This window comes from Bradyrhizobium guangdongense, assembly GCF_006483445.1.
In the GTDB taxonomy this organism is placed as follows: Bacteria; Pseudomonadota; Alphaproteobacteria; order Rhizobiales; family Xanthobacteraceae; genus Bradyrhizobium; species Bradyrhizobium guangdongense_A.
In genome coordinates this window covers 25,826-33,285 of sequence record NZ_PPPT01000091.1, presented here as the reverse complement: position 1 = coordinate 33,285, position 7,460 = coordinate 25,826, and the positions used below count along the sequence as shown (strand labels likewise).

General features: G+C 64.5%; 10 protein-coding genes. 3 read left to right on the top strand and 7 right to left on the bottom strand.

Going from position 1 to position 7,460, the window contains the following annotated elements:
- Positions 1-87: 87 nt before the first annotated feature.
- The 6 genes from C2U70_RS13310 to C2U70_RS13285 all read right to left on the bottom strand — a co-directional run bounded on the left by C2U70_RS13310 (position 88) and on the right by C2U70_RS13285 (position 4,960).
- Positions 88-1,023: a lipid A biosynthesis lauroyl acyltransferase gene (locus C2U70_RS13310; RefSeq protein ID WP_140978476.1), complete on the bottom strand. Its 936-nt coding sequence runs from the start codon at positions 1,021-1,023 to the stop codon at positions 88-90.
- 25 nt (positions 1,024-1,048) lie between these two features.
- Positions 1,049-2,326, bottom strand: a complete 1,278-nt coding sequence (locus C2U70_RS13305) for a beta-ketoacyl-ACP synthase (protein WP_140978475.1) — start codon at positions 2,324-2,326, stop codon at positions 1,049-1,051.
- A gap of 80 nt (positions 2,327-2,406) precedes the next feature.
- Positions 2,407-3,612, bottom strand: a complete 1,206-nt coding sequence (locus C2U70_RS13300) for a beta-ketoacyl-ACP synthase (protein ID WP_140978474.1) — start codon at positions 3,610-3,612, stop codon at positions 2,407-2,409.
- Positions 3,609-4,079: a 3-hydroxyacyl-ACP dehydratase FabZ family protein gene (locus C2U70_RS13295; protein ID WP_140978473.1), complete on the bottom strand. Its 471-nt coding sequence runs from the start codon at positions 4,077-4,079 to the stop codon at positions 3,609-3,611. The genes C2U70_RS13300 and C2U70_RS13295 overlap by 4 nt, the downstream gene beginning before the upstream one ends.
- 10 nt (positions 4,080-4,089) lie before the next feature.
- The gene (locus C2U70_RS13290) at positions 4,090-4,377 is read right to left on the bottom strand and encodes an acyl carrier protein (RefSeq protein ID WP_007592476.1); all 288 of its coding nucleotides are present in this window, start codon (positions 4,375-4,377) and stop codon (positions 4,090-4,092) included.
- Between the two features lie 223 nt (positions 4,378-4,600).
- The gene (locus C2U70_RS13285) at positions 4,601-4,960 is read right to left on the bottom strand and encodes a hypothetical protein (RefSeq protein ID WP_140978472.1); all 360 of its coding nucleotides are present in this window, start codon (positions 4,958-4,960) and stop codon (positions 4,601-4,603) included.
- 216 nt (positions 4,961-5,176) lie between these two features.
- On the opposite strand from C2U70_RS13285, the gene C2U70_RS13280 reads away from it, so the two are divergent.
- Both C2U70_RS13280 and C2U70_RS13275 read left to right on the top strand, forming a co-directional pair.
- Complete coding sequence (locus tag C2U70_RS13280) at positions 5,177-5,803, top strand: ParB-like protein (protein WP_140978471.1); 627 nt, start codon at positions 5,177-5,179, stop codon at positions 5,801-5,803.
- Positions 5,804-5,829: 26 nt separating this feature from the next.
- The gene (locus tag C2U70_RS13275; protein WP_186294230.1) at positions 5,830-6,864 is read left to right on the top strand and encodes a serine hydrolase domain-containing protein; all 1,035 of its coding nucleotides are present in this window, start codon (positions 5,830-5,832) and stop codon (positions 6,862-6,864) included.
- A 16-nt stretch (positions 6,865-6,880) separates the two neighbouring features.
- Here the strand turns inward: C2U70_RS13275 and C2U70_RS33000 are convergent, their stop codons facing one another.
- Complete coding sequence (locus C2U70_RS33000) at positions 6,881-7,036, bottom strand: hypothetical protein (protein ID WP_186294229.1); 156 nt, start codon at positions 7,034-7,036, stop codon at positions 6,881-6,883.
- A 254-nt stretch (positions 7,037-7,290) separates the two neighbouring features.
- Between C2U70_RS33000 and C2U70_RS32995 the strand changes: the two genes are divergently transcribed.
- Complete coding sequence (locus C2U70_RS32995) at positions 7,291-7,446, top strand: hypothetical protein (RefSeq protein WP_186294228.1); 156 nt, start codon at positions 7,291-7,293, stop codon at positions 7,444-7,446.
- The last annotated feature ends 14 nt before the right edge of the window (positions 7,447-7,460 follow it).

Here is a 7,460-nt window from a genome sequence, read left to right as displayed (position 1 = left end):
CATTGCGAGCGCAGCGAAGCAATCCAGGCTACCGCCGCGGATAGATTTTGGATTGCTTCGCTGCGCTCGCAATGACGACGGTGCAAATTATCTCCACCGCCGGTGCAGCCACAGCCACTGGTCCGGATATTCGCGCACCCAGCCTTCGATCACTGACGTGACCGCCTGCATCGTGCCCTGGATGTCGATATTGCCGTCGGCATCGCGCACCGGCTTGACCTCTTCGGTGACCTCGGCGCGAAAGCGATGGTTGGGCAGACGGATGATGCGGACGCCGTGGATCGGACATTCGACCTGGCGCACGAGGCGCGCCAGCGTCGGGTTGGCCTTGGTCTTGCGGCCGAAGAAGGTTACGTCGACGCCATTGCCCATCCATTGATCGACAAGCATGGCGACGTGCTGGCCGTTCTGCAGCGCCTGGCCGAGCCGGAGCGGGGCATCGCGGCCTGCTGCGACCAGCGTGCCCATCTTCACCGCGCGCGTCTTCTCGATGGCGCGATCGGCCGCCTCGCTGTTCGGCCTGCGGAACAGGATCGCGCAGTCGAGCCCGTGCGCCACGGCGCCGAGCGCCGGGATTTCCCAGTTGCCGGTGTGGCTGGCAAAGAAGATCGCCGGCTTGCCGTCATCACGCAAGCTGTCGAACAACTGCTTGGTGCGCGGGCCGAACTCGATACGGCTCGGCTTGTCCGGATGATCGACGTCGTAGTCCCAGATGTGATCGAGATGGGCGAACTCGGCGCCGATGCGGCCGAGATTGTGCCAGACGCCTTTGAGGATCTCCTCGATCTCCTCCGGCGATTTCTCGGGAAATGCCGCCTTGAGGTTCTCGCGGCCGATGCGGTCCTCGCGCAGGCGGCGGCCGATGAAGTGTGCGGCGCGGCCGAAGAAGTCGGCGGTCTTGTCCGGATCGAAATAGCGCGTCGTGCGCAACAGTGCGATCGTCAGCCCGCCGACGGCGGCGTCGCCCAGCGGCTTGAGGGCGTCGCGCAGGCGCGCCTTGGTGCGAAGGAGCAGGCGGTTCATGGACGATAGAACGTGAGCTGCCGGCTTACGCCGGCTCGCGCGTCAGGATCAGCGAGGCATTCTGGCCGCCGAAGCCGAACGAGTTCGACATCACGGCGGTGACGCGGGCATCGCGCGCCTTGTTGCCGACGACGTCGAACAGGATCGCCGGATCCGGGTTCTCGTAGTTGAGCGTCGGCGGGATGCGCTGGTGCTCCAGCGTCAGCAGCGAGAAGATGGCCTCGACGGCGCCGGCCGCCGAGATGGTGTGGCCGACCGCCGACTTGTTCGACGTCACCGGGATCTTCGAGGTGTGCTCACCGAACACCGCGCTGGTCGCCAGATACTCCATCTTGTCGTTTTCGGGTGTCGAGGTGCCGTGGGCGTTGATGTGATCGATCTGCTCGGGCGCCATGCCGGCATCCGCGAGCGTCTTCAGCACGCATCCGATCGCCGGCTTGCCGTCGGGCGAGGAGCGGGTGCGATGGAAGGAATCGGTGAGCTCGCCGCAGCCGGCGACGACGCCGAGAATTTTTGCGCCACGCGCCACGGCCGACTCGTAGCTTTCGAGCACCAGCGCGCCGGCGCCTTCGGCCATGACAAAACCGTCGCGGTTCTTGGAGAACGGCTTTGAAGCCGCCTGCGGCGGATCGTTCTGGGTCGAGAGCGCCGACAGCAGCGAAAAGCGCACCAGCGCTTCCGGGTTGACCGTGCCGTCGGTCGCAACGCACAGCGCCGCATCGGTCTCGCCGCGGCGGATCGCCTCGACGCCGAGCTGGATTGAGGTCGCGCCCGAGGCGCAGGCCGTCGACAGCGAGATCGGCGAGCCCTTGGTGCCGAAGGTCTCGGCGAGGTGGGCTGCGACCGAGCCGAACATGAAGCGGTGATGGAAGGCTGCGTATTTGCCGCCGCCGGAGATGCGCAGCAGGTCGTTGTAGTCAAAATCCTGCTTGGCGACGGCGCGGCCGAGCTCGCGGCGCTGCGGCCATTCGACCTCGACCGGTGCGACCGCCAGAAACAGCGGACCCGGGAAATCGCCCTTGGCGCCGATGCCGGCCTGGTCGAGCGCTTCCTGTGTGACGATCTCCGCCATCCGCTCCGACAGCCCGGTGGAGGAGAACGGGTCGACGGTCACGAAATCGACCGTGCCGGCCATCGTGGTCTTCAGCCCGTCGATCGCAAAGCGCGAGATGGTGCGGATGCCGGATTCGCCGGCCACGAGCTTGGCCCAATTGTCGGCCTTGCCGGCGCCGAGCGACGTCATGATGCCCATGCCGGTGACGACGACGATCGGACGCCCGAGCTTGTCGCGTGGTGCTGTCATGTTGTCCCCACTTGTCCCTAACGCACGATCCGGAAAGGCTTGATGCTCAATCCCATAGCCGAAGCGCGACGGATCGCGCCTCAGTTCACCGCTTCCACCAGCGCCATGCCTTCGCCGCGCCAGTGACCGGCCCCCACCACCACAATCTGGGTCGGCTTGTCGGTCATTTCAATCTCGAGCCCGGTGGAATCGTTGGGCGGAAACAACGCCCCGCGCGACAGCGCCAGCGCAGCCAGTGCGATCCCGAGCGGGAACTGGGTTTCCATGGTGTGGCCGAACATCGTACCGGTGGCCCGCACCGGGAAGTCGGCGTGCTTGCCGAGGAAGCTGCGTTCCTCGGAGGTAGCCGGCTCTGCGCCGGTGGCACCGGTGATGATCGCACCCTTGCCCGCGCGGGTCGGCAGCTTCGCCCACAGCTTCTCCAGCGTCGCGGCCATGTCGCCGGGCTGCTTGCGCCTGGCGAGATCGGCCACCACGCTCGTCAGCCTGGCGTAGGGTTTTGCACCGCGCGCTTCCGCATGCGCCTTGGATTCCAACACCAGGAACGCGCCGGCCGAGCCGAGCGCAAAGCCTGCATGGTCCTTGCGCGCCCAGACGGGGGCGAACTTGTCCTTGAGGTTGAAGTCGCCGAATTCGTAGAGGACCAGCAGATCCTTGCGCTCGCCATTATGCGAGCCGCCGACCAGCGCGATGTCGCTCTCGCCGGACATGATCCGCGCGAGCGCAATGCGCATCGCGTCCGCGCCTGCAACCTCTTCGCCCATGAAGGTACGCGAGGTGCCGCAGACGCCGTGCACGATCGCGATGTTGCCGGCGAGCAGGTTGGAGAGCTGCGCCAGGAACAGCGTCGGGCGGAGGTCGCTCATCAGCCGCTCGTTGAGGAAGCCGGGCGCGTTGTTGCCCTTGGCCTCGGCATTGAGGACCCCGGTATCGACCGACAGGTCGCGCTCGCCGCCGCCGGCGGCGACCACCATGTCGATCTTCGAGAGGATGTCCTTATTGCCCTTGATTCCAGCGGAATCCAGCGCGAGGCCCGCGGCGTAGGTGCCGATGCGCTGCCAGGCTTCCATCTGCCGCTGGTCGCCCTTTTTCGGGATCTGGGCGTCCAGGGTCACCGGCATCAGGGGGTGGACGATATAGGGCGCAAAGCTCTTGTCGTCGACATTGACGCGGCGCTCGCCGAGCGCGGCCCAGTTCGCATCGAGGCCTTCGCCGAGCGAGGTCGCAAGTCCAATGCCGGTGATCCAGACTTCGGTCTGGCCGGGCTTCGAGGCGGTGTCAGTCATGGTGATACCGCCTGTTGCGGAAAGCCGACGCGCTTGGCGACGGTGTCCATGAACGCGCGCATATCGGCGTTCGGGAAGGGGATCAGCGTGAAGGTGAGCGTCGAGTTCGCACGCAGCTTGCCGTTGACGCGGATTTTTGCCTCGGTCATCGCGTAGCCCGAGCCCTCATGGGCTACCGTGGCCTCGATGCTCATGAGGTCGCCCGGGAAGACCGAGCCGCGCACCTTGGCTTCCTTCACGGCGGCGAGAATCGGCATCCGCTCGAACTTGAGCACGCCGAGCAGCAGCCAGCCGGACGCCTGCGCCATCGATTCGATCAGGAGCACGCCGGGCATCAGGGGATAGCCCGGGAAGTGTCCCTCGAAGATGGTGCTCTCAAGCGGAACCTGGGCTTCGACGACAATCTTCTTCTCGTCGGCCTGGAGGTCGACGATGCGGTCGATCAGATGGAAGTATTCGAGTTGCATGGTCGCGCGATTAGGCGCTTGCGCCCTTGGCCGCAACCAATTCGTCGATGCGCGCGCACAGGTTCTTCAGCACGAAATACTGCTCGGTGGTCGCCTTGCCGTCGTTGACCTCCTGGGTCCACTTCTCCAGCGGCAGCTTGATTCCGAACTGCTTGTCGATCGCGAACGCAATGTCCAGGAAATCGAGGCTGTCGATGCCGAGATCGTCGATGGCGTGGCTATCCGGCGTGATCGTGTCGCGCGGGATGTCGCAGGTTTCAGCGATGATCGTAGCGACCTGATCGAATGTAGAGGACATCACTAAGCCTTTGATATATTGCTGGTATTTGTCAGATGTTCCAGAGTGGCACGGTGGGCGGGCATCGCGCCCCGAATGATGCCCTCAAAGTCCCTCTGGCCGGGTCGTGTGCCCGTATATCGGAGCGCCGCCCTGAGTTCAATGGAGCCGGCCAGGCCTGGGGAAGGCTCGACCATACCCCGAACCGGGGGTAACGGGCGGCCGCTAGGCGGCGACAGAACGCCTAAAGATGCGGCGTCGTGATCTTCACGCAGTCGCGGCGGCCCATCAGCACGCAATCCTGGGTCCGGCGCAGGTCGGCGATGCTGACCGCGAGCCAGATCCCGATCGCGGTCAGCGCGATGGTGAAGGCGAGCGCCGCGATGTTGGCGAGCATCCGATGGCGGAAATCGTCGGGCTGCTCGCGTGGCTGCTCATAGCGGGAGAGGTCGAGCGGTTCCGCGTGGCCATGAGCTTGGATCTCGGCGCGCAGCGGCTGCACCGTCCCGATGCCCCGCAGGGTCCGCGGGTGGGACGAGACTCGAGGCCTGAACTGGAGCACCCGGTGCTCACCATCCGGAATTATGGGGCGCTCGGTTTTCATGCGCGACGATCAGCTCCGAAGCAGCAAATTTTAAATAGCACACGGCGGCTATGCGTTGCAGAGAATTCTGCGCAACACTGGCGTGCGATGGCGGGCGGGGAAGCCCGCGAGTTGCGTCGCAAAATGGCGGTCCGGGCTCGTCGCGTCTGCGTCCCCCATGGCATAATCAGAGCCGTCGCGAGAGCGGCGATTGCAACCATGTGAGAGGCCTCGACCATGACCACCAATGCGCGCGAGCCGAGAGTGCATCCGGTGCCGATCCTGTCGCTGCGTCCGACGCAGATGACGGTCGGCATGCGCGAGGTGAAGGAGAAGCGCAAGCGCTGGCGCGAGCACGACAGGAAGAAGCAGGCCGATCTGCTCGGCAAGCACATGATCCCGGTCGTGTACGGGCCGGACCAGCGCTACTACGTGATCGATCATCATCATCTCGGCCGCGCCCTGCACGACGAGGGCGTCAAGGAGGTGCTGGTGACCGTGGTCGGCGATCTCAGGATGGTCGAGCGCGAGGCCTTCTGGGGCGTGATGGACAACAAGCGCTGGGTCTATCCCTACGACGCCAAGGGCGAGCGGCGGAGCTTCAAGGACCTGCCGAAATCGGTCGCCGATCTCAAGGACGATCCGTTTCGCAGCCTCGCCGGCGAGCTGCGCCGCATGGGCGGTTTTGCCAAGGACACCACGCCGTTCTCCGAGTTCCTGTGGGCCGACTTCCTGCGCCGAAAACTGTCGCGCAAGGCGGTCGACGACAATTTTGACAAGGCGCTCGAAAGGGGCCTTGCCGCGGCCAAGAGCAAGGATGCGATCTATCTGCCCGGCTGGTGCGGACCGGCGGCGGATGATTGAGGCGTCGGCGGATGCGAAGGGCTTTCATGGACAGGCGCGCATTCCTGCTGGCGTCCGGCGCAGCCATGGCGCTATCGAGACCTGGTCTTGCAGATGACCTTGACGGCCTGGCAGCGCGGCTGGCCTCCGAGGCACAAATCTGTGCGGTGTCCGCCGCCGTGCTGAGACATGGAAACGAGGCGCGCCAATTATCGGTGTCGGGCTGCAGCACGGAAGTCGGCCCCCGCGCGGTCTTTCAAGCGGCCTCCTTGGCGAAACCGGTCGTGGCCCATATTGCGCTTCAGTTGGCGCGTCGCGGAAAACTCGCGCTGGACAGCCCGCTCAGCGAGATATTTCCCGACGGGTACAAGCACTGGCAAAACATCTTCGCGCTGAAGGCTGGTCCCGTCGTTGACACAGTTCCGGTCGAGGTCTTGCGCAACGTTACACCGCGCGCGCTGCTGTCCCATAACGCCGGGTTTCCGAACTGGTCTGCCACCGGCCCGTTGACACAGAACTTTGCTCCGGGCGCGCGCTGGCAGTATTCGGGCGAAGGATACGTGCTGCTCCAGCGCATGCTCGAAACCCTGACCGGGCATCCGCTCCAGCAACTCGCCGAGCAGGAGGTATTCGTTCCGATTGGATTGACCGAAACCGCCTTCAAGCTCACGCCGGCGATCCAGCCAAACCTCGTTTCCGGCTCGCCCCGCCAACTCCGCTTTCCCTACGAGATCGCAGCCAGCTCGCTATATACTTCGGCGAATGACTACGCGCGCTTCATGGCCGCGGTGCTTAACGACGAGCAATTGCTCGCGCTGATCACGCGCGATCCCGTGAAGCTCTCGGTGCCACGTCTGTCCTGGGGGCTGGGATGGGGCATCGAGGAGAGCGGGCGTTCGGCTTCGATCTGGCACTGGGGCAGCAATCCCGGATTTCGATCGCTTGCGATGGCCGATCTTCAATCACGCGATGCGGTTGTCGTGCTGACATCGTCCGAGAGCGGAATGCCGCTGGCCAAGGCGCTTCTGAATTCGGTCATGCCAGGAGATCATCCCGGACTCGCACTGGACCTGGTGCGATAGTGTCGTAGCGCTCGCCTCAATCGCGCTGAAAAATCTTTGCGCCGGGATAGGCGCGCCGGGCGTAGGTCACGACCAGTTCGCGATCCTGGGTATCCAGGAACGGCGTGCGGATCCGGCATGATCCGATGATGAGGTGCCAAAGGCCGTTGAGTTTCTGAATGACGACTTTCATTTGCGTGGCCCTCGAGGGCCGTGGTTCAGGAGTCTTGCGATTCATGATCGTCGTCGCGGGTACAAAATTCCCGACACGATGGTCGCCAACGGCAAGACGACGTTGGCTCTTATTATGTAGTCGCGCGATCGGCGGCCGCACGAACCGGACCTGATCACGGTCGCTTGAGCGAAGTCATTTTCCGCCCGCACGAATTGGTCCTGAAACAAAGCCGTCCCATCTTATGGGGTAGTCGAGCCCCAAAGGAGGGTGCAATGCGCCGTCTGGCCTTCGCTGCCGCTTTGCTCGCGGTCGCCGCAATCGGATTCCATAGCTTCATCTCGGCCTCGCTTGCCGCAGCCTGGCAGGGCAAGCCGGCGACGTTCGCCGAACGCTTTGCCCCGGTGCTTCCGTCGATGGAGAAGCACTAGCGCAGTCGAGTGCC